Source organism: Paenibacillus sp. PL2-23, from assembly GCF_040834005.1.
In the GTDB taxonomy this organism is placed as follows: Bacteria; Bacillota; Bacilli; order Paenibacillales; family Paenibacillaceae; genus Pristimantibacillus.
The window spans coordinates 732,721-752,702 of the sequence record NZ_CP162129.1 but is presented as its reverse complement, the minus strand read 5'-3'; the positions used below and the strand labels follow the sequence as shown (position 1 = coordinate 752,702).

17 protein-coding genes are annotated in these 19,982 nt (G+C 55.5%); 7 read left to right on the top strand and 10 right to left on the bottom strand.

The window, feature by feature from the left end; translation table 11 throughout:
• Positions 1-159: 159 nt before the first annotated feature.
• From AB1S56_RS03190 to speE, 3 genes are all read right to left on the bottom strand, one after another.
• Positions 160-1,938, bottom strand: coding sequence for a sensor histidine kinase (locus AB1S56_RS03190; protein WP_340871371.1), 1,779 nt, complete (start codon positions 1,936-1,938; stop codon positions 160-162).
• Between the two features lie 6 nt (positions 1,939-1,944).
• Entirely contained in the window at positions 1,945-3,555 is a 1,611-nt protein-coding gene (locus tag AB1S56_RS03185) for a response regulator transcription factor (protein ID WP_340871331.1), read from the bottom strand.
• Between the two features lie 200 nt (positions 3,556-3,755).
• A complete protein-coding gene (gene speE, locus AB1S56_RS03180) occupies positions 3,756-4,583 on the bottom strand; it encodes a polyamine aminopropyltransferase (RefSeq protein ID WP_340871329.1) in 828 nt (275 codons plus the stop codon).
• A gap of 227 nt (positions 4,584-4,810) precedes the next feature.
• Between speE and AB1S56_RS03175 the strand changes: the two genes are divergently transcribed.
• The 6 genes from AB1S56_RS03175 to cyoD all read left to right on the top strand — a co-directional run bounded on the left by AB1S56_RS03175 (position 4,811) and on the right by cyoD (position 11,967).
• On the top strand, positions 4,811-6,967 hold the full coding sequence (locus AB1S56_RS03175) for a PBP1A family penicillin-binding protein (protein ID WP_340871327.1): 2,157 nt from the start codon (positions 4,811-4,813) through the stop codon (positions 6,965-6,967).
• Between the two features lie 370 nt (positions 6,968-7,337).
• Positions 7,338-7,619, top strand: a complete 282-nt coding sequence (locus tag AB1S56_RS03170) for a hypothetical protein (protein ID WP_340871326.1) — start codon at positions 7,338-7,340, stop codon at positions 7,617-7,619.
• A 442-nt stretch (positions 7,620-8,061) separates the two neighbouring features.
• The gene (cyoA, locus tag AB1S56_RS03165; protein ID WP_340871325.1) at positions 8,062-8,958 is read left to right on the top strand and encodes a ubiquinol oxidase subunit II; all 897 of its coding nucleotides are present in this window, start codon (positions 8,062-8,064) and stop codon (positions 8,956-8,958) included.
• Positions 8,959-8,988: 30 nt separating this feature from the next.
• Entirely contained in the window at positions 8,989-10,977 is a 1,989-nt protein-coding gene (locus AB1S56_RS03160; protein ID WP_340871321.1) for a cbb3-type cytochrome c oxidase subunit I, read from the top strand.
• The gene (cyoC, locus tag AB1S56_RS03155) at positions 10,977-11,621 is read left to right on the top strand and encodes a cytochrome o ubiquinol oxidase subunit III (RefSeq protein ID WP_340871318.1); all 645 of its coding nucleotides are present in this window, start codon (positions 10,977-10,979) and stop codon (positions 11,619-11,621) included. Before AB1S56_RS03160 ends, cyoC begins: the two co-directional genes overlap by 1 nt.
• Before the next feature lies 1 nt (position 11,622).
• A complete protein-coding gene (cyoD, locus tag AB1S56_RS03150; RefSeq protein ID WP_340871317.1) occupies positions 11,623-11,967 on the top strand; it encodes a cytochrome o ubiquinol oxidase subunit IV in 345 nt (114 codons plus the stop codon).
• Positions 11,968-12,035: 68 nt separating this feature from the next.
• On the opposite strand, the gene AB1S56_RS03145 is transcribed toward cyoD, so the two are convergent.
• Entirely contained in the window at positions 12,036-14,126 is a 2,091-nt protein-coding gene (locus AB1S56_RS03145) for an Ig domain protein group 2 domain protein (protein ID WP_340871315.1), read from the bottom strand.
• A 245-nt stretch (positions 14,127-14,371) separates the two neighbouring features.
• Between AB1S56_RS03145 and AB1S56_RS03140 the strand changes: the two genes are divergently transcribed.
• Positions 14,372-15,394 carry a GNAT family N-acetyltransferase gene (locus AB1S56_RS03140; RefSeq protein ID WP_340871314.1) on the top strand — a complete coding sequence of 341 codons (1,023 nt, stop codon included), beginning with the start codon at positions 14,372-14,374 and terminating at the stop codon, positions 15,392-15,394.
• A 106-nt stretch (positions 15,395-15,500) separates the two neighbouring features.
• Here AB1S56_RS03140 and AB1S56_RS03135 read toward each other — a convergent pair whose 3' ends face one another.
• From AB1S56_RS03135 to AB1S56_RS03110, 6 genes are all read right to left on the bottom strand, one after another.
• Positions 15,501-16,214 (bottom strand): hypothetical protein, encoded by a 714-nt coding sequence (locus tag AB1S56_RS03135; protein WP_340871313.1) that lies wholly within the window; start codon positions 16,212-16,214, stop codon positions 15,501-15,503.
• Positions 16,215-16,216: 2 nt separating this feature from the next.
• The gene (locus tag AB1S56_RS03130) at positions 16,217-17,446 is read right to left on the bottom strand and encodes a hypothetical protein (RefSeq protein ID WP_340871311.1); all 1,230 of its coding nucleotides are present in this window, start codon (positions 17,444-17,446) and stop codon (positions 16,217-16,219) included.
• A gap of 28 nt (positions 17,447-17,474) precedes the next feature.
• Entirely contained in the window at positions 17,475-18,023 is a 549-nt protein-coding gene (locus AB1S56_RS03125; protein WP_340871310.1) for a hypothetical protein, read from the bottom strand.
• On the bottom strand, positions 18,020-18,658 hold the full coding sequence (locus AB1S56_RS03120; RefSeq protein ID WP_340871308.1) for a sigma-70 family RNA polymerase sigma factor: 639 nt from the start codon (positions 18,656-18,658) through the stop codon (positions 18,020-18,022). The genes AB1S56_RS03125 and AB1S56_RS03120 overlap by 4 nt, the downstream gene beginning before the upstream one ends.
• Positions 18,659-18,817: 159 nt before the next feature.
• The gene (locus AB1S56_RS03115; RefSeq protein ID WP_340871307.1) at positions 18,818-18,943 is read right to left on the bottom strand and encodes an S-layer homology domain-containing protein; all 126 of its coding nucleotides are present in this window, start codon (positions 18,941-18,943) and stop codon (positions 18,818-18,820) included.
• 469 nt (positions 18,944-19,412) lie between these two features.
• On the bottom strand, positions 19,413-19,937 hold the full coding sequence (locus AB1S56_RS03110) for a YwhD family protein (RefSeq protein WP_340871306.1): 525 nt from the start codon (positions 19,935-19,937) through the stop codon (positions 19,413-19,415).
• Positions 19,938-19,982 lie beyond the last annotated feature (45 nt).

Sequence of the window (19,982 nt, the reverse complement as noted above, 5' to 3'; positions counted from 1 at the left end):
TTGTAAGCGTTTGCTGCTTACTGATACCATCTTAGCATTCCACAAATTTATGACGTTATGAAAATCTTCGCTTACATTTGTTCGATTATTGCATCTTGCCGAGAGCGCTCATCTCGTTTTGGTACGATTTTTGGTTTTTGGCAAAATCTTTGTTCAGTTCTATTGTTCCAATAGAGGAATACGAATTTTGACCTTCGTCCCTTCCCCCGGCTCACTTTCCACGACTACACCGTAATCCTCTCCGTAAAGCAGCTGAATCCGGTCATGCACGTTCTTCATTCCAATACCGGCAAACAGCTGACGCTTGACCTTCCCGCGCCCGAGCTCCTCCCCGCCTTGCTCGCTTACGTCGAAGCCGTCTCCGTCGTCCACCACTTCGCACACGAGCGCGCTTCCGTCCACCGAAGCCATGAAGTAAATATTGCCCGTTCCCTTCCGATTGAAGCCGTGGAAGAAGGCATTTTCGATAAAGGGCTGAATGATGAGCTTCGGCACATGAAAGCCCATGCAGCCCGGAGCGACAAAATAGTTCATTTTGATCCGTTCCCCGTACCGAACATGGTTAATGAACACATAATTGCGCAGGTTGACGAGCTCCTGACCCAGGGTGATCGTCTCGCTTACGTTGCTGATTGCGTTCTGGAGCAGGGAGATCAACGCGTTGATGGTCTCTGCCGCCTTATCCTTGCTTCCCTGCTGCACCATGAACTTGACCGAAGCAAGCGTATTGTAGAGGAAATGCGGATTGATCTGCTGCTGAAGCGCCTCAAGCTCAGCGTTGCGCTGCTGCTTCTGAGACTGTATGAGCTCCTTCACGTATTCCTGAAGCTCATCCATCATGGAGTTGAAGGCCAATCCGATCTGACGCGTCTCGTAGCTCCCGTCAACCGCAACATGATGGTCGAATTCGTACTTGGAAATGTTCGAAATCTGCTTCACCAGCCGCGTCAGCGACTTCGTCAGTCTTCTGGAGATAAGGAAGACGATCAAGAGCACGCCGGCCACGATGGCAATCACGCTTAGGAAAATCGTCCTCATATCGGTCAGCTGCCCAATTGCCAAGTCCTTGTCGATTAGATTGATCACGTACAAGCCGAAGGAATCCAGCGGCTGCGAGAGGATGACCCGGTCTACCCCGAAGATCTGCGCGTTAATGGATGGCAATGCTTCCTGCTCTATGCGCTTGGCGTGCTCCAATAAATCAAGGGACGGCTGTCCCTGCCAATCGGAACGGTTGGACGACACGATTGCGCCCTCTCCGTCCATAATCGCAACATCGTTGCCCAAAGCCGTGAAGCTATTGTAAAACCGTTTGAACTCCTTCTCCCGGATGGCCACGTATATCGTGCCGTATATGTCGTTGGTGGAGCGATCAATTAGCGCCTTGGATGCGACGATCGTCGGAGCGACGCCGGCGCCCCCCGACCTGGCCGCGTCATCATACTGATAATGGACGCGCCTCGGCTCCGCCAGCGTGGCCTGTGTAATGGAATGATTCCGGAGCGTGTTCTCCGGAATAGGCCAGATCGTCGGATCGGTCGTGTAGATGCGGCCGTTCACGCCCGTGACGATTATGCTAGTCTCGTAAGCGTCAAGCACGGATTGGATCGCCTTGATCTGCTGGCCCATCGTGAAATACGCCCGGCTGTTGGCTATCGAATTACCGTCGCCTTCCGAGAGAAAGGCTCGTATGGAGCCGCTCTGCTGGACGTTGTTCACCGCCGTCACTACGGCCACGCTGAAGGCGTCCATGTTATTCGTGATTTGGGTGATAATCTTGGCGTTTGTAATGCTGAACGTCTGCATAAACACCCGCTCCGACGTGTTGATCGTTGTCCAAGTTGACGTGACAGACACGGCAATCACACTGACGACCATAATAATAAACATTTTGATGAACAGCCCGTTATATTTGAATCGATCGAATAGTTCCCCCATCATGACTCATTCCTTCTCTTCGTTCGTAAATTGGCGACGGTAGCGACTAGGCGACTCTCCCGTAAGCTTCTTGAATACTTTCGTGAAGTAGCTATGGTCAGAGTAGCCGACCATCTCTCCGATCTGAGCGATCGAAGCGTCTCCTTGGCGCAGCAGCTCCTCCGCCTTCTCAATCCTCACCTTGTGCAGATAATCCACGAATCCTTCGCTGTTATGGGCGGAGAAATAGCTGGACAAGTAGGAGGGGTTGAAGTGAAAATGCCTCGCCATGTCCGAGAGCGTCAGCGGCTCCGCGTAATGCTCGTGGATATAATCGAGCAGCTTCTTCATATTGGTGCTCCCGTGAGCCGCCGATTTGTCCGCGATGCAGGCTTCCGCCTCCCCAATGAAGGCTTCCAGCCGCTCCAACGCCTCCCGCGCGAACCTTGCATCCTCTATCGCTTTGAAATACGCGTATTTGTTCTTATCCAGCTCCTTGATGTCGTACTTCATGTTCCCTAACAAGACGGTTACATTAAATACAATATTGCCGAGGAGCGACTTGAACGCGATAACCTCCGCCGCGGCCGACTCTGCCAATTCGTAGACATGCTTGCGCAAGTCTTCGAACGCCTGCTGGAATCTCCCCCGCTTGAATTCATCAATGAACCGATCGAGATGAAAGACAGGCGTGTGAGGCGTCACGGCGAGCCCTTCCTTCTTCGTCAATACCGGTATATCCGGGACATAGAAGGAATAATCCAGCAGCGCGAGCAGAGAGTCGCGATAGCATGTACGCAGCTCGCGAACATCCCTGAAGGCTGCGCTAATCGCCACTGGCGTTTGCGATCTCTCGGAAGACTGCCGGCGCAGCGAATCAGCAACAGCTGCCTCAAGGCGCTCCATCGAGGCTGCATCACCATTAATGAAGCAGGCCCGAATAGCCCCGTCCTCTGGAAGCTCATGGATGACAGCGCCCGGCAGCAGCGACTTGCAGCTCTCCATCAGCTGGCTCCATTCATGCGCGCCGCCATTCGGGAGCCCCCTTGTATCTATCCCCGCTATTCGAAATAATGCGTAAGGGAACAAAGCCGTTATCTCCTCAGTTACCGCATCCGCTTCGTACCCTGACATCAGCCGCTCCAGAAGGCGCTCTACAGATGGCGAATAGACGCCCCCGCGGGTCGCCTTCGCCTCTTGCCCGCTTGCAGCGCTCTGCACAACGCCGCTCTGACCTGCCGCAAGAGCAGGTATCCTCTCCGCCGTCAGCTTCAGAACGGTCAGCAGATGCTGAATATCCAGCTTCGGCTTCAGGATGTAATCCGCTACGCCGCTCTGGAAGGTGGAGCGCACGTAATCGAATTCGCCGAAGCTGCTGAGTATGATGATCTCGATTTCTGGATACTGCTGCTTGATTTGCCTCGTCAGCTCCTCGCCATCCATGACAGGCATTACAATATCCGTCAGCACAATATGCGGACGCAGTCTCTGGATCAGCTCCAGCGCCTCCTCCCCATTCGACGCCTCGCCTACGATCTGGAAGCCCTCCTGCTCCCAGTTCATGAAGTGCTTGACGCCTTGGCGGATCAGCACCTCATCGTCTACGATTAATATTTTGACATATTCGCCGGTCGCCATTCTTCGTTTCCCTCCACGCTTGCTCCAAGCCGAATTGAAGCAGCTCTGCATTTAAGTAGCTCTAGTATATACCTCTCCGCGCGGAACAAACTAGCTGCAGCCCCTCATCATCTCCCCAGCAAAAAGAAAAAGAGCCCTGCTCGGCGCTTAGCCGAGCGGAAGGCTCTCATGTGGGGGCAGGTCGTGAAATGGCGCCTTGATTACTTCACCAAATCCTCAACAAACTTCGGAAGAATGAACGCGGCCTTGTGCAGGCGCGGCGTGTAATACTTCGTATCCAGCTCTGGAATGGACGACTCGTCCACTTGCAGCGGATCATGCTTCTTGCTGCCCATCGTGAACGTCCACAGACCGGACGGATACGTCGGGATGTTCGCGCCGTAGACGCGAACAATCGGGAATACTTCCTTCACGTCGCGATTGACGCTCTGGATCAGGTCAGCCTTGAACCACGGGTTGTCCGTCTGAGCTACGAAGATGCCGTCTTCCTTAAGCGCCTCGTAGATGCCTTGGTAGAAGCCGCGAGTGAACAGGTTGGCAGCAGGACCTACAGGCTCAGTGGAGTCGACCATAATGACGTCGTATGTATTCTTATGATCGTGGATGTGCATAAAGCCGTCATTCACCAGCACCTCGACACGCGGATTGTCCAGCTCGCCCGCGATTGTCGGCAGGTATTTCTTGGAATATTCGATGACCTTGCCGTCGATATCAACGAGCACAGCCTTCTTCACCTTGGGATGCTTCATGACCTCGCGGATAACGCCGCCGTCGCCGCCGCCTACAACAAGCACGTGCTCCGGATTGGGATGCGTGAACAGCACGGGATGCGCCACCATCTCATGGTAGACGAACTCGTCCTTCACAGTCGTCATGACCATGCCGTCGAGCACCAGCATCGTGCCGAACTCCTCGGTCTCGATCATATCCAGCTGTTGAAATTCGGTTTGCTCATGTACGTAGCTTTTTGTAATCTTCGCCGTAATGCCGAAGCTTTCAGTCTGTTTCTCGGTATACCATAATTCCATGTCGATTGATCCCTTCTTTCCGTCAGTGCTTCAAGTTGTATTATAGTATTTCATGGGGAAAAAGCAACCATTCCGCCCCTCTCTACACCAAATATTTACCTAATCCAAGGTTAGCCTTCTACAGCAGCTTGAGACGCTGCCCCGTTTCGTCCATTCCGATGAATAGGTCGTGCCGCATTTTTCCATACTAAGAAAAAGACAGCAACACGCGGAAGGGAGTCTGCCGCATGACCAAGTCATCGAAATCCTCTCCCGGCGGGCAAGGCAAGCTGCGGCGCCGCCTGGCGTTCCCCTTATTGAATGAGCGCTTCCTCCACTTGCGCTTGAAGCTTCGCAGATGGCTGGCTTGGGCCGGCTTGGCCGGGCTTGTCGCCTTCGTTGCGATAGCCGGTTTATATTTCTACGTCCGTACCGGCACGCTGCCCGTCTCCACCATCAGCCAAACGTCCCAAATGCTCGATATAGAAGGCAATATCATTGATACCTTCCACGCAGGAGAGAATCGCCGCTCGGTTGCTCTTGGCGACATTTCGCATCATGTGATCGACGCCACGCTGGCGATCGAGGACCGCCGCTTCTACGATCACACGGGCTTCGATTTGAAGGGGATGGCGCGAGCCGTTGTCGTGAATGTGCAGAGCATGTCTGCAAGACAAGGGGCCAGCACGTTGACTCAGCAGCTGGCGCGCAACCTCTATTTGTCGCATGAGAGAACCTGGCAGCGCAAGCTCAAGGAGGCGATGTACACCGCACAGCTTGAGATGAAATTCAGCAAAGACGACATTCTCGGCATGTATCTGAATCAGATTTATTACGGCCACGGCTCTTATGGCATTGAGGCTGCGGCTATGATGTATTTTGACAAGCATGCCTCGGAGCTGTCGCTGGCCGAAAGCGCAATGCTTGCCGGCATACCGAAGGGGCCCAAATATTATTCGCCTTACCTGAATATGAAGAACGCCAAGGACCGGCAGTATCTGATTCTGGAGGCGATGAAGGAGGGCGGCTCGATTACGAGCGAGCAAGCGGAGGCCGCCTATGCGGAGGTGCTTGCCTTCCAGCCGATGAATGCGGAGGAGGCCGGCTTCGCCCCTTACTTCCGTGACTATATCCGGTGGCTGGCCGTGGACAAATACGGCATTGATGAGAAGCTGCTGAACGAAGGCGGCATTACGATTTATACAACGCTCGACCAAGGAACGCAGGCGGCGGCTGAGGAAGCCATTAAGCAAGCCGTGCCGGCAAGCTCCAAGGAGCAGGCGGCGCTCATCGCCATCGATCCGCGCAACGGGCATATCAAAGCAATGGTGGGGGGACGCGACTATCCCAACAATCAATACAATCGCGTCTTCGCGTCGACAAGGCAGCCAGGCTCGTCGTTCAAGCCGTTCCTGTATTTGACCGCTCTGCAGAGCGGCTTCATGTCGCCGGTAACCCGCTTCAAGAGCGAGCCGACCGTGTTCAGCTACGACGAGGGCCGCAAGACGTATGAGCCGCATAATTATGGAGACAACTATGCCGACGATTATATCGACATGCGGACTGCCATTAGCGGCTCCGATAATATCTATGCGGTGAACACCATTATGACCGTTGGAGCAGATAAGGTTATCGAGACGGCCAGAAAGCTTGGCGTTCGGAGTCCCATGGACCCTGTACCGTCGCTGGCCCTGGGCACATACCCCGTGAGCCCGTTCGAGATGGCCTCCGCTTATGGAGTTTTCGCCAATAAGGGCGTTCTCGTCGAACCTGTTGCGATTCTGAAGATCGAGGACCGCAAGGGCAATGTCCTCTATGAGGCCAAACCTCGTGAGGAGCAGGTCATCACCCCGGCGGAAGCTTACGTGATGACGAGCTTGCTGGAGAGCGTGTTCGACGAGGGCGGCACCGCCCACCGCGTATCCGCCGCGATCAAACGTCCCGTCGCGGGCAAGACAGGCACTACTGCGACGGACGCGTGGCTGGTGGGCTATACGCCGGAGCTGGCCGCTGCGGTCTGGGTCGGCTATGACAAGGACCGCAAGCTAAGCGTGGCGGAGGCGCGCCGCGCCGCGCCCATCTTCGCCGCCTTCATCGAAGGCGCGCTGTCCGCTGTTCCACCGAAGTACTTTCCCATGCCGGAGGGTGTCGTGCATGTATTCGTCGACCCCGCATCCGGCAAGCTCGCGGCGGCAACCTGTCCGGATCGCCGGCTGGAAGCGTTCCTCGCCGGCACGGAGCCGACGGAGGTATGCGGCACAGACCGGGAAGCTGGCGCGGCGGATCCATCCAGCGACAGCGGCAAAGCTGGCGGCGGCACTGGCAGGGGCGGGGCAGAGGCGCACGACGGGGGCAAGTCGCACCACTCGTGGTGGGAGGACCTGAAGCGCTGGTGGACCGACTAGCAGGCGAGGCCGCGTGAGCGGGCACTTTGAACGATCCTTCGTTCAAAGGCTGGCGTTACTGCTCTGGCGGGGGCTACTTTGAACGATTTTTCGTTCAAATCCCCTGCGACGCAGCTCACCGATCCGATTTTGAACGATCCTTCAAAGGCGCACGCTACTGCGAAGACGGGTGACATTTTGAACGGGTGCATACGACCAACCTGCTTGGCAAACCAACTTTTTTGTCTAATTTATGTTCAAAAAGTGAAAATTCTTTGAACACACCTCATAAAATGTGGTATAGTAAGAGCAAGAAAGCACTTACAAGTCTTGTTTGATCTGCTCGCAGATCCCACTGTACCTTCATCATTAATGTTTAGGAGTGTTCGATATGACGACAAAAACGGTAACAATCAGCCAAGCAGGACCTTCCAAATCCGACGTCAAGCGCCTGGTGAATGTGATGACCGCTATCGCTTGGGGCGTGCTTGCGATCGGTTTCGTCCTTTGCCTCGTTAACCTCAGTCACTTCAGCGACAAGAATATAGGTTTAATGGTCGGCATCGGATTTTTGGTCGGCAGTGTTCACATCTACGTGATCGGCACCGCAATCGGACTCGTTCACGCTTGGAAATCCGAGCTGAACAAATCGAAAGACCAAACATTGGAATAAGCATTACTCGATTCCATGCCCTTAGGCAGGAAAGGCTGTCGCAATGACCTGGCTTTCAGCAGGTGATTGCAGACAGCCTTTTTTTGTCCTCTGAGGGCTCGCACATTAGCCCCAAGCCAGGCCGTTATCGCCAAACTTCCTATTACTTAGATTCAAAAGCTTCCCGCTGCGGTAATAGAATGATGTTGGCCCAGCTGTCAAGCCAGCAACGGCCCGTCCGATCAGATCAAAGCCTGCTTCCCGAAGGGATGCGCTGTTCGGGCGTTTTTTTATGATTTTTTACCATGGCAAATTCATTCATATGTCTAACTCGTGACCGGCTCGTGACTAAACTTTGTCGGAACTTCGTCAAATTGTTTACATCGTGCCGGACCCTGATGTTATTCGCTCAAGGATTTGTTACATTATTCACAAGCTAATGAATGCGAGGAGTGGATTCGCAATGAGACGTTATTATCGAATGCTGGCAACAGCTCTCTTCCTGACGATGGTTGCCGTGATTTCAGGCTGCAGCAGCGAGCAATATATCGTGCTCGATCCCAAGGGGCCGATTGGCGAATCACAGAAGGATCTGATCATTATTACAACCCTGCTGTGCGCGATCATCATCGTGCCCGTGCTTATCCTGACCGCTGTCATCGTCTGGCGCTATCGGGACCGCCCCGGCAGGAAAGCGAAATACGCACCGGAGTGGGAGCACAATACGAAGCTCGAGGTGACGTGGTGGAGCATACCGATTGTTATTATTGTGATTCTGGCAGGCGTTACCGTCTATTACACGTACAAGCTGGAGCCTTCCAAGCCCATCGCCTCCGAGAAGGCGCCGATTACGATTCAGGTCACCTCGATGGATTGGAAATGGCTGTTCAAATACCCCGGCGAAAATATCGCTACCGTCAATTATGTCAAATTTCCTGAGGACACACCGATCCGGTTCCAGCTCACCTCGGACACGGCGATGAACTCCTTCTGGATTCCGCAGCTTGGCGGCCAGCTCTACTCCATGTCGGGCATGGCGATGACCTTGTATCTGCAAGCTGACGAGCAGGGCACTTATTACGGCTCCGGCGCTAACTTCAATGGCATGGACTTTGCCCAAATGACCTTCGATGCCGATGCCGTCTCGCAAGAGGAATATGAGGCATGGGTACAGGAAGTGAAAAGCAGCGCTCCTGCCCTCACAATGAACGTCTATGAAGAGCTGACTGAGCCCGGACCATCCAACGTGCAATTGTTCTCCAGCTTCCCTGAAGGCTTGTTCGAGCACATTGTGACCCAGTACGTCGAGGAAGGCAGCAGCGGCGCGCATGCGCATCACGGCCAAGCCGCTGAGCATTAATCCGGTCCGTTAACGAAAGGAGTACACAGCATGTGGGATAAAATCAAAGATTTTGCATCCGAGTTTTTCGTTACGGGCGACCCGCTTATTCTCGGCGCGCAAGTATCGATCGGACTAACGCTTATCGCCATCATCTTTACCTTGACCTATTTCAAAAAATGGCGCTGGCTCTGGACGGAATGGCTGACGTCTGTCGATCATAAGAAGATCGGCATCATGTACATTATCGCCTCCATCCTGATGCTGTTCCGCGGCGGCGTCGACGCCTTGCTCATGCGTGTGCAGCTCGCTGCGCCAGAGCTGGAGTTCCTGCACGCCGACCACTATAACGCTATATTCACGACGCATGGCGTCATTATGATCCTGTTCATGGCTATGCCGCTTATGTTCGGCTTGTTCAATATCGTCGTGCCGCTGCAGATCGGCGCGCGCGACGTCGCCTTCCCGTTCCTGAACTCCCTCAGCTTCTGGATGTTCTTCTTCGGGGCTATGCTGTTCAACGTGTCGTTCATCATCGGCGGTTCGCCGGATGCCGGCTGGCTCGCCTATCCGCCTCTTTCGGGGCTGTTAGGCAGTCCGGGGGTCGGGCAGGACTTCTATATATGGGGCATTCAGATATCCGGTATCGGCTCGCTCGCGACAGGCATCAACTTTGTTGTGACGATTCTGAAGATGCGCGCGCCGGGCATGAAGCTCATGCAGATGCCGATGTTCACCTGGTCCGTGCTGTCTTCCTGCGTGACGATTATGTTCGCTTTTCCTATTTTGACCGTAACCCTGTTCCTGCTATTCCTGGACCGCTACCTTGGCGCGCATTTCTTCACGCTTGACGGCGGCGGCAATCCCATGATGTATATTAACCTCATCTGGATGTGGGGACATCCCGAGGTGTATATCGTCATTCTGCCGGCCTTCGGCATATTCTCCGAGATCGTCTCCACCTTCTCGAAGAAAAGGCTGTTCGGCTACAAATCCATGGTGTTCGCGCTTATGTCCATCAGCTTCTTCTCGTTCTTCACATGGGCGCATCACTTCTTCACAATGGGCTCGGGCGCGAACGTCAACGCGTTTTTCGCCGTCACCACGATGCTGATCGCAATTCCGACCGGCGTCAAGGTGTTCAACTGGCTGTTCACGATGTATCGAGGCAAGCTTTCGTTCCCTACTCCGATGCTTTGGACGATTGCTTTCATACCGTGCTTCGTCGTCGGAGGTATGACGGGCGTTATGCTGTCCGTCGCACCTGCGGACTTCCAGTTCCACAACAGCTACTTCCTGATTGCCCACTTCCATCAGGTGCTGATCGGCGGCGTGGTATTCGGCTATTTCGCCGGACTGTATTATTGGTGGCCGAAGATGTTCGGCTTCCGCCTGCATGAGGGTCTTGGCAAATGGGCATTCTGGTTGTGGAATATCGGCTTCTATGTCTGCTTCATGCCGCAATACGCGCTTGGTCTCATGGGCATGACGCGCCGCTTCAACGAATACAACTTCGACATGGGCTGGCAGCCGCTCAACGTTGTGTCGACGGTAGGGGCTTTCTTGATGGGTCTGGCTTTTATATTCCAGGTGTGGCAAATCGCCCACAGCATCAAGTTCCTGAAGAAGGAAACCTCCGGCGACGCATGGGACGGCCGCACGCTGGAGTGGTCGATTCCTTCTCCCGCACCTCTGTACAACTTCGCCCGTCTGCCTCAGGTGACGAGCCAAGACGACTGGTGGGAGAAGAAGCAGCGCCGCGCCAGAGGCGAAGCGGAGCTTCCAGAGGTTGCGGCAGCCGATCAGGCGCCGCTGGAGCCGATTCATATGCCGCGCAACTCCGGCATTCCGTTCATCATGTCCTTCTCCTGGTTCGTAGCCGGCTTCGGCTTCGTCTGGGATTGGAAGTGGATGATCGTCGTCGGACTCGCGGGCGTCATCATCAGCATGCTGGCCAGATCCTTCAGCTATGATACGGACTATTATATACCTGTCGACGAAGTGAAGCGGACAGAGGCCGCGGCAAGGGGGGCTCATTAATGGCACACGCATACCAATCGCATGCCGGCGCGCACGGGCACTCCGCGCACGGCTCGCACGACGGCCATCATGGCCATGACCATCATGACCAGGAAGAGATGAAGACGTTCGGCTTCTGGCTCTTCCTGATCACCGACGTTATTCTGTTCGGTACGCTGTTCGCAACCTTTATGGTCCTGCGCCTGAATACAGCAGGCGGTCCTACCGGCGCAGAGCTGATCGAGCTGCCGGGCATTATCGCCTCGACGTTTATCCTGCTCACGTCCAGCTTCACGAGCGGCGTCGCGCTGCTGGAGATGAACCGCGGCAACAAGAAGGGCCTTATTCTGTGGCTGATCATTACAGCTCTGCTCGGCGCGTCCTTTATCTATCTGGAGGTAACGGAGTTCATTCATCTTGTGCACGAGGGAGCCACGATCGGCACAAGCGCATATTGGTCCGCCTTCTTCACCCTGGTCGGTACGCACGGGCTGCACGTGACGGTTGGTCTGGTATGGATGACTGCGCTGATCCTTCAGCTGCGCCGCCGGGGCATTACTCCCGTAACGAAGCGCAAGGTCAATATCATCAGCTTGTACTGGCATTTCCTTGACGTCGTATGGATCTTCGTCTTCACGATTGTTTACTTGATGGGGGTGATGTAGAATGGCGAACCACAATGCTTCCTCCGGTCATGGACATGGGCATGATGGCCACGAAAGCCACGGCTCGCTCAAATCGTATGTCATCGGCTTCGTACTGTCGATCGTGCTGACGATCATTCCGCTTGTCGCGGTTATGAACGGCATGTTCAGCAAGCAGGTAACGACGGTGCTCATCCTCGTCATGGCGATTCTGCAGTTCGCGGTTCAGCTCCTCTTCTTCATGCATCTCCGGGAAGAGAAGAAGCCGCGCTACAACCTGATCTCCTTGATCTTCGGTCTCGTCATTATGGTGACGATCGTCGCGGGCTCGATCTGGATTATGACCTATAACGCTGTCGCCACTTAAGCAGATGAAGTGCAGCAGCAACGAAGAGGAGCAAGGCGTCCGGGACGCCTTGCTCCTCTTGTCATTCCCTAGCGCAGAACCTTAAAGCCTTCGAAGTTCAGGCGCATGCCCGAGGTGCCGCTCACCACAAGCTTAAATCTTACGCTGCCGCTTTCGTTCACCGCAATCGTCTGCTCCGTCAGGGCAGAGCCGCTAGCGTACGAGCTGCTCACGTCCGTCCAAGTCGAGCCTCCGTTCACGGATTTCTGCAGCTTCCATGTCGCCCCGCTGTCGGAGCCAAAGTGAGCATGCTGTACCTTCACGCTGGTTACTCCGCCGGCAATATCGAAGTTCATCGCAATGGAGCCAACTGACCGTACACGGGCCGCCTTGGCTCCCGTCTTCTTGTCTGTTGTCAAATCGCCAAGCAAAGCGTTGTCGAACGTCCAAGAGCCGCTTGCAAGCTGAACCGTTCCAACCGCGTACGCCCCCTTGCTGCCCGTCTCGAACTCCTCAATCAGCACCTCCGACGGCTGCTGGATAATGTCGAACTGATCAAAGTTCAGACGTTTGCCAGACGTGCCGCCCACCACAAGCTTGAACCGAACATTGCCGCTTTCGTTCACCGCAATCGTCTGCTCGGCAAGAGCCGAGCCGCTTGCGAACGTGCCGCTGACATCCGTCCACGTTGATCCGCCGTTCACGGACTTCTGAAGCTTCCACGTCGCTCCGGTGTCGGAGCCAAAGTGGGCATGCTGCACCTTCACGCTCTGCACACCGCCCGTAATATCGAAGTTCATCGCGATAGAGCCAGCCGCCCTTACGCGAGCCGCCTTGGTCCCCAGCTTCTTATCGGTTGTCATATCACCGAGCAAAGCGTTGTCGAATGTCCAGGAGCCGCTCTCCAGCTGAACTGTTCCAATCGTGTAGGAGCCTTTGACGCCAGTCTCGAACGTCTCTGTCGCATCGCCTGGCGGCGGAGGCGTTACCGTTCCCGTATGGCCGTAGGAGCCTTCCTTGAAGGTGGACGGATCCCACCATTTGTAGCCGGCTGCCGGAGCAGACCAGGGCTCCGCCTGCGGCTCCGTCGAGGTCTGCGGATTCTCCATAGCCAGCAGCGCTGTTGGGCTGTCCAGCGTCAAGCCTGATACTTGCGTCAAATCTGTGTAGGACTCCGGTGTCGCCAGCCAGTTCATGATGTTCGTCAGCAGCACATCGTTGTCCATCTCGTACCAGCCGTCATAAGTCGTTTTGGTGCCGCCTGTCTCCTCGCGCTTGTATTTCGGCGAGATATCCTCAACCGGCGAGGAATCGCCAATGACAGCAACCTTGCCGAGGCCCTTCTTCGCGACTGCCGCATACGGACCTTCCGCTATGCCGCCGCCATTGTAGACGCCTTGGTCTACAGCATATGGCCAGGCCGCGTTCGTCGTCTGCATATAGACGATGCCCTTGGCTTTGTTAGGGTCCGTAATCGCAATTGTCGAGCCGGCATGCATCGTCACCGTGCCAACGCCGGAGGTAATGCCGAAGGCTTGCGATGGTGCGACAATCGTGCCGGAGTTGACATTGCCAAGCGCATTGTAGCGAATTCGCATGCCGAACTCCTCCGACAGCCAATCCGAGCTTGCCACGCCTTGCATAGCCGAGGAGGAAGCCTCCTCCGTGCTCATGCCAGCCGCAGGGTTAGCCCACGCGCCGCGGCGGTAGCCGTTGAATATTTCGGATGAGTCCCAGCGGTTTTTGTTGCGGTCTGCATTATAATGATCGGCGATGAAGAAGATGCTGCCGCCGTCCTCTACGTAATCGGCCAGCACCTGCTGCTCGCTTGTTTTGAATGGAATATTCGCTTCAGGTATTACAAATACGTCGTAGCCAGCCAGATCGCCGCTGACCAATGGTCCCGCCTTGCGATGCTCCTTCACATAATACCCTGCGGATGCCAAAGCGCCGCCGAAAGCGGAGAACGCCCCGTCAATGACCCAGTCTGCCGCGCCTGCTGTCTGCCCATGAGAGTTGTCGAACAAGATAGACTTTCCATTCGGCGTACCAACCGGCTGAAGCACAGGCGCCGGATCGGCCGGTCCCTCTGCCAGTACGGAGGCATGTCCAACGGGCAGCAGGCTGAATGCTAACGCGACGGACAGCAATACCTTAATAAAGCGTGGATTTCTAATCATCTCTTCGATTTCCCTCCATCCAAATTATGGTGCCAGCTTCTTCTTTCTTTTTTACTCGGTTAAACCTCTGCCTTCGCACCCTCCCATCTCTATTAGATTCGTCCTCATTCTAGCAAAAGTCGGAACATTCTCGGGATAATGTTTTGTAAAAATTCGCCAACAATTTTTTAAAGCAAGAATTACCTACCGATGGCAGGTGTGTCCGTGCCATAATGAGGCAAATCGAACGAAGGACGGTGGAACACATGAGCTTTCAATTACGAGGCTTGCGCTTGCCGGATGATTATGCCGCAGTCGCTGAGCTGCTGAATGAGCATCTGGCTGAACCAACTTCCGCTGAACGGCTGGAGGCGGACGATAAGAAGCTGTACGAGGTGGGGCACACATGGAAGAACGAGCAGGGCTTGTTGATGGGGTACGATCGGAGCCGGTGTGTGGCTGTGACCGAAGAGGATGACATCATCGGCTTCGTCTGGCCATGGCGCGCGCCATGGACGGAGCCTGGCTATGTATGCTTGAATTTGGTGGTCAGCCGGCCATACAAAGGTCGAGGCGTCGGAGCGGCCTTGCTCCGCCATGCATACGAATGGGGCAGAAGTCTTGGGGCCTCCGCCTTGCTGACTGAGGTGTGGGACGACGACGAGGACTCGCTTCGTTTTGCGGTCCGAAGAGGCTTTCTCGTGGAGCGACAATCCTTTCAATCTCTGTTAACCTTACGAGATGCCGTGACAGTGGACGACGCCTGCAATCCCCATGAGGCGCTGAGGGCCGGCGGTCTGCGGTTCTTCTCTCTCGCTGACGAGCCAGGCGAAGAAACGGAGCGCAGGCTCTACGAGCTGTCGACGGCCACGATGCGCGACATTCCGGGCTTCCTTGGCGATGTGCCGGACTTTACCCAATGGAAGAAATGGTATCTCCATGTAGACGGCTTCACGCCCGAGCTTGTCCTCATCGCTGCGGATGGAGACCGGTTCGTCGGCTTGGCGAACGTCATCCACATCGCCGCGACTAACGGGATGTACCATGAATACACCTGCGTCGACCGCGAGTACCGGGGCAGAGGGATCGCGTTGGCGCTGAAGCAGCAGACGATCCGGAACGGCAAGTCGCGAGGCGCGGATTATATCCGCACCGACAACGACTCCTTGAACGAGCCGATGCTGGGCATCAATCGTAAGCTGGGCTATGTGCCGCTCCGGGGCAACTACCGGATCATCGCGACGATGGAGAAGCTGGAGGAAGCCATGGGGGGTCTGGAGGAGGACTAATAATGAAGCTGTGCAAGCGTAAACGGCTGCCCCGTCCTTTGGCGGAGCAGCCTGCGTTTCGCGTTGAAATATAAGCCCACTATAGAGAACACTTTCTTCTTATATTTTAATAAAACCTTCTTTCTACGGTGACGCCTTCGGGAACGGTCAGAATGAGCTGGGGCGCCATGCCTGTAACCTTGGCTCCCTCCTCCCACTCTGGCGTTCCAATCCATATATACATGCTGCTTCCCGCCGCTTGCGTCCTGAGCATCTCCTGGGCCGCTCCGGTGTAGGCCTCCGCCGACCAATACCGCACCTGTCCCATCAGCAGGAGCTCACGGGATGTCGCATGCTCAATCGCGAGTCCCGATGGGGCTATCACGATGAGGCTCTCCACACCTGCCGGAACCTCTACTTTCTGCGCCTCCACGAACGCCGTTCGCTGCGTCGTCCGCATGTCCCGCTGAATCTCCTCGAACAGACCCGAAGACATAAGCAGCGCAAGAACCACACTGCCCGCGCCAATCAGTCCGACGAACAGGACGCTAAGCCAGTCATAACGGACCCTCGCCGAACGCTTGCCCGCAATCGACACATAGATCAACAGCTCTACTCCGAGCAGGATGAATATGACGGGAGCCACCCACATCAGCAGCTCATACGCTTCCGCGTCCTGCCACAACGACACGGCGAACGCCGTACCAATAAGCATCAGCGTAATGCCCATGGACAAGGATCCCACACGCCAAGCGTGGTCTAGTTGCCGCTCAGGAGGGGCTGCGCTCCTGTTGCCGCCTCCTGCTGCTGTTGCTGCTTGCTCATAACCTGCGATTGGCATCCTTACCCCCTCCCTTCTTCGTCGGACAATGGCTCATTGCCCCGGTCCCGTACGGCCGCGCTCAGCATGCTGCGTCCCCCGAAGGCAAGGCGCAGGCCAACGACAATCATGACGAATGCGATAATCGCGGTAGGCAGCATATATTTGTACGTCAAATACTCTTGATAAAGAAGCGGAAACCGAGCACTCAGCTCTGCAATCAATATTCGGTCAACTAGAAAATACAGGCCAAAGCCGATCAGTCCAACGCCAAGCCAGCGCTGGTAGGGCACAAAGTAAGGAAGCACGGGCTCATCCTCCAGCTTCTGGCGTCCGTACCTGGACAGCTGCGCGAGCGCGTCGAAGAAAGCGAAGCACCAGAACAGCGGCAGCAGGAACAGAAACAGAGAGAGCCGAAGGTTATCCATAATATAAATCGCGAGAAGGAAGCCGCCCATTAGCTGCAAGCCGCGCTTCTGGAGACCAAGATAGAGATGGCCCGCTCCTGGGAATATGGACAGCGCGATGGTAAGCACTTTGTTTTTTTGCCCGGATGCGATATGCGATTCAATGCCCTCGAACAACGAGCGGTCCTCCACTGGCTCGCCATTCTGCTTGCTCTGCACCAAAGACGCGGCGTCGAACATACTGTAAATCCAGATAACGGGAAGCGCCAGCAGGAACACGAGCATGGACGGGGAGCCCGTAATAAACCCAAGGAACAAAATGATCGCGAACAAGCCCACGAAGGAGACAAGAAACGTAATGCCCCGCTGCATAAGACCCATACTCATATGCCCGAGACCGGGAATAACGGACAGCAGCAGCGTTTTTGTCTTCTCTTGCTGGCGCTCATGCGCATGAGCATCATAACCGGGATAGCTCTGCCTATCGGAATAGGAGTAGGCCTTAGGCTCCCCGGAAGCAACAAACGGCTCGGATGGCTCCGGGGCGCCGGCAGCAGAGAAATCGCTAGATGGTCCGTAGACCATCGGCGCGGGCGCAAATGCTTTACCGGAAACAATCGTTACAATCATGTCGACCATATTGATGAAGGCGAAGAGAAAGGCTATAACAAGCATAAAGACTCCTGGTTCTTCCGCACCCGTAGCCACCGCGAACGCTCCCAGCAGCAAACTTCCGAAGAAGCCGCCTCCGTATATCATAAGCCGGGCGACTCGGCCCAAGTAAGCATGCCCCGCGCCTGGGATAAAAGACAGGAGAAACGCAACTAACGGGCTTTTTCTACTCATATCGTTAAACATCCTCTCGAAAATAGTATTATGGTTTGAAGCGCAGCGCCTGCACGCCATCGAGGAAACTTCCTGCCTGATGCACAAGCCGGTCGGACCAGGAAGGCTCATCCCTCCACTCCACACTGGCGGAGAATGGCGGAATGATAGAGCTCCCCTGCTCCGCCTCCGCATACCGGAGCTTCTCCGAGAAGCCGGCCAGCGCGCCGGTCGCAACGAGCATTAGCGTGATGGATGCGGCGATCGCGTAATGAGCCGCTGGATGCTGCAGCCAGGAGCCGCGCCGCTTCCCTGCATGCGGGGGCCTGATTGCCGACTGTTCTGGAGCGGCTGCGTTCCGCATCAGCTCACCCATCACACGATCCTCCAGACGCTGCATGTCTGGCATGGCATCCTTCAGCACAAGAGGCCGCCCTCCAAGCTCCGCTTCCTCCAACGCCGTCATGAACCGCGACATGCAGTCCTCGCATGCGATGAGCTCTTGGTCCGCCAGCTCCCGCTCAGAAGGCGGCATCTCATTCCGAATATATCGGTGCAGCTGCTCCAATGTCAGATGCTCGTGATTCCTATTGCTCATTCGAAGTCCTCCTTCCGCCAATTGCGCTTCATCCAGCCTCTTGCCCGGTACAGCTTGGACTCGATGCTTTTGCGCTCCAGTCCCGTCTCGGCCGCAATTTGCTCATATGACTTTTCTTCCATATAAAAGGCGGTCACCACGTCTCGATACCCTTCCGGCAGCTCGCCCACCATCTTCTGAATCTGCTTAAGCTCCTCCCGCCGGAGCGCCACCGCTTCCGCCGCCGGCTTCGGCGAGGAAGCCAGCATGCCTTCTGCATGGCTGTCACTGGATTGCTGATCGACGAGCTCCTGCTGGATTAGCTCCTCCGGCCTTCGCGCTCTGCGCCGCTTGTAATCAATCGCTTTGTTGACTGCTATTCGCGTAATCCAAGTCTTGAGACCATCCATTCGGAAGCTCGGGAGAGAGCGGTATATTTGCAGAAGCGTCTCCTGCGTTACGTCCTCGGCATCATGCGGGGAATGCAGCACGGCATAGACGGTCTTGTAAATATACGGGCCATACGCCTGCACGAACGGCCGATAATGCTCGGGTCCGCCCTTCCGCACCGCGTCCAGCCATTGTTCTTCGTCTAGAATGTCGCTCTCCTCCCTTCCCGATACAATAGACGTTGCCCCTCTTATGAAACCCTGCACCTCATAAAATATTTTTTTGATTCCACCATTCCATATCGGTTCATTCTACCTTGACGGACATGCTCTATCAATCCCAGCAGGACGGGCCCCATAGAAAAAAGCGGCTCCAGGCAACATACAGCCTGGAACCGCTACCTCATTAGGAACAGCTTACTCCCCTTATTTCTCCGCTTTCAGCATGTTCATGATCATCGTGACCGCTTCCGCTCTCTTCGCCGTAGCTTGCGGAGCGAAGCGATTGCCCGAGCGTCCTTGCACGATGCCCGCGTCGGCTGCCTGGAGCAATAGACGTGCCTCATACGTCTATTTGCGCGGGGACGGGCAGTTTTGGCGCTTTTAGACGCGCCACATACGTCTATTTGTGCTGGGACGGGCGGTTTGGTGCATTTAGACGTGCCACATACGTCTATTTGGGCGGGGACGGGTGGTTTGGTGCTTTTAGACGTGCCTCATACGTCTATTTGCGCGGGGACGGGCGGTTTGGTGCTTTTAGACGTGCCTCATACGTCTATTTGGGCGGCGGCGGGCAGTTCGGCGCTTTTAGACGTGCCAGGAACATCTATTTGTGCTGGGACGGGCGGTTTGGTGCATTTAGACGTGCCTCATACATCTATTTGTGCTGAGACGGGCAGTTCGGCGCATTTAGACGTGCCTCATACGTCTATTTGGGCGGCGGCGGGCGCATGGGCACGCTGAACAAAAAAAGGCTGCTGTACCGATGGGCTTACAGCCCTTCCATACAGCAGCCTTCTTATTAGCCGCCCAGCGCGTCCTTCAGCTCGGCCGGGGAGCGGTCCCACCATTCCGCATTGTGCTCAACAAGCAGCTTGCGGAGGGCCGCCTTCTCGGTCTCGCCCAAGTTGTCCAGCATATAGCGGCGCTTGATGGCGTAGTCCAGACGATTCACGTGATCCGCGAGGATCTTCCAGCCGCGCTTCGCCTCAGAATCAACTAGCATCTCGCAGGAGGTTACGCCTGCGTAATACGCGCCTTCCTCGTTGCGGTCGACGGCTACCCATACGATCCAGCACGGGCGTCCGTTCGGCGTGTCCTCCTTGTTCGGGGTAAACTTGATGCCCCGCTCCACCTTGCTCTTGGCATGCATGATGCCTACGTCGATATAAGCGACGCCTTCGTCAATCATGACGCAGGCCACGTCGCTAAGATCGATGGAGCCCGCTCCAAAGCCTCTATGTTTCTTGTTGCTCACCACGTTGAGCGACAAGGACTTTTTCTCCTTCACCGCCGGCTCCTCCGGCGTATTGCCTTGCTCCGTCAAGCTAATCCCACCTTCCGTTCCTATTCATCACGAAGCGTCCCAAGC

Coding starts and splice junctions, on each gene's coding strand:
- AB1S56_RS03190 (WP_340871371.1), bottom strand. CDS start 1,938: ATGGGGGAACTATTCGATCGATTCAAATATAACGGGCTGTTCATCAAA.
- AB1S56_RS03185 (WP_340871331.1), bottom strand. CDS start 3,555: ATGGCGACCGGCGAATATGTCAAAATATTAATCGTAGACGATGAGGTG.
- speE (WP_340871329.1), bottom strand. CDS start 4,583: ATGGAATTATGGTATACCGAGAAACAGACTGAAAGCTTCGGCATTACG.
- AB1S56_RS03175 (WP_340871327.1), top strand. CDS start 4,811: ATGACCAAGTCATCGAAATCCTCTCCCGGCGGGCAAGGCAAGCTGCGG.
- AB1S56_RS03170 (WP_340871326.1), top strand. CDS start 7,338: ATGACGACAAAAACGGTAACAATCAGCCAAGCAGGACCTTCCAAATCC.
- cyoA (WP_340871325.1), top strand. CDS start 8,062: ATGAGACGTTATTATCGAATGCTGGCAACAGCTCTCTTCCTGACGATG.
- AB1S56_RS03160 (WP_340871321.1), top strand. CDS start 8,989: ATGTGGGATAAAATCAAAGATTTTGCATCCGAGTTTTTCGTTACGGGC.
- cyoC (WP_340871318.1), top strand. CDS start 10,977: ATGGCACACGCATACCAATCGCATGCCGGCGCGCACGGGCACTCCGCG.
- cyoD (WP_340871317.1), top strand. CDS start 11,623: ATGGCGAACCACAATGCTTCCTCCGGTCATGGACATGGGCATGATGGC.
- AB1S56_RS03145 (WP_340871315.1), bottom strand. CDS start 14,126: ATGATTAGAAATCCACGCTTTATTAAGGTATTGCTGTCCGTCGCGTTA.
- AB1S56_RS03140 (WP_340871314.1), top strand. CDS start 14,372: ATGAGCTTTCAATTACGAGGCTTGCGCTTGCCGGATGATTATGCCGCA.
- AB1S56_RS03135 (WP_340871313.1), bottom strand. CDS start 16,214: ATGCCAATCGCAGGTTATGAGCAAGCAGCAACAGCAGCAGGAGGCGGC.
- AB1S56_RS03130 (WP_340871311.1), bottom strand. CDS start 17,446: ATGAGTAGAAAAAGCCCGTTAGTTGCGTTTCTCCTGTCTTTTATCCCA.
- AB1S56_RS03125 (WP_340871310.1), bottom strand. CDS start 18,023: ATGAGCAATAGGAATCACGAGCATCTGACATTGGAGCAGCTGCACCGA.